Annotated in this window: 1 protein-coding gene, 1 tRNA gene and 1 pseudogene; 1 reads left to right on the forward strand and 2 read right to left on the reverse strand. The window is 65.8% G+C overall.

The annotated features are described in order from the left end of the window. Together D7Y11_RS42680 and D7Y11_RS42685 are read right to left on the reverse strand one after the other, a co-directional pair. Window positions 1–207, reverse strand: a pseudogene (locus tag D7Y11_RS42680) (DUF2760 domain-containing protein); the annotation flags it as partial. A gap of 98 nt (window positions 208–305) precedes the next feature. After that, window positions 306–378 (reverse strand) — tRNA-Ala (locus tag D7Y11_RS42685). 202 nt (window positions 379–580) lie between these two features. Between D7Y11_RS42685 and D7Y11_RS42690 the strand changes: the two genes are divergently transcribed. Beyond that, window positions 581–1014, forward strand: a 434-nt coding sequence (locus tag D7Y11_RS42690) for a lipopolysaccharide assembly protein LapB (RefSeq protein WP_367303604.1), incomplete at its 3' end; no start/stop codon positions are given.

The following is a 1014-nucleotide window of genomic DNA, read 5'->3' on the forward strand; positions in this document are numbered from 1 at the left end:
GACGGGGGCCTGGACGACGGGCGCCTTCACCGGCGGTGGGGCCTGCGTGTCCCCGGACGGGAGCTCCTTGAGCTGGCCGGCGTCATAGGCGCGGCTGGTCGGCAGCACGGCCTGCGCGAATTCGCGGGACACGAGGCAGCGCCAGAAGCACAGCCAGGCGAGCCAGAAGCGGGCGAAGAACGACAGGGAGGCGGACGGGTCGGTCATCGGCCCCGGATAACAAAGCCGGAAGCCTTTGCAATTCGCCAATGGCCTGAAATGCAAAGGGCCTCACGGTTTCCCGTGAGGCCCTTTGTTCTTCAGAGTGGAGGTGGACGGGATCGAACCGACGACCTTCGCATTGCGAACGCGACGCTCTCCCAACTGAGCTACACCCCCACATGGGGACTGCTGGCTGCCTGCTGCGCCTCGCGGGCGTTGGGTCCCGAGAAGTGAGTGGGCTAGTACCGGAGCCTCACCTTGCTGTCAAGCAGCTCGTTTTCGGCACCAACCCTGCGATTGACGTGCCGCACTGTGGATGCCATAAAAACCCCCTTCCAGTACCGCATCCTTCCCGGCCATTCCGGGCACCTTCTGGTTCATGTCCACCTCCCCATCGAAGACGTTGAGCCCCACCGAGCTCGCGAAGCTTGAGCATTCGTTCGCTTCCGACCCCTCGTCGGATGCGTACAAGCCCCTGGCGGAGGCGTACCTCGACCTGGGTCGCTTCATGGAAGCGATGGTCGTCTGCAAAAAGGGCGTCAAGGCGCACCCGACCGCGGCCGATCCCCGCATCCTCCTGGCCCGCGTCTACGCGGCGCAGAACAAAGACAAGAAGGCGCTTGAGGAAGTGATGGGCGCCCTCCAGGTGCAGCCGGAGGACAAGGCCGCCCTGCGCATGGCGGGCGTGCTGCAGATCAAGGGCGGCGAGGCCGACACCGGCCGCGGCAACCTGCTCAAGGCCTACCAGGCGGACCCGGGCGATCCGGAGACCGTCACGCTCCTCCAGCAGTACAAGGTGGAGATCCCCCGCCC

The sequence above is a fragment of the Corallococcus sp. AB018 genome (assembly GCF_003986945.1).
Classification (GTDB): domain Bacteria; phylum Myxococcota; class Myxococcia; order Myxococcales; family Myxococcaceae; genus Corallococcus; species Corallococcus exiguus.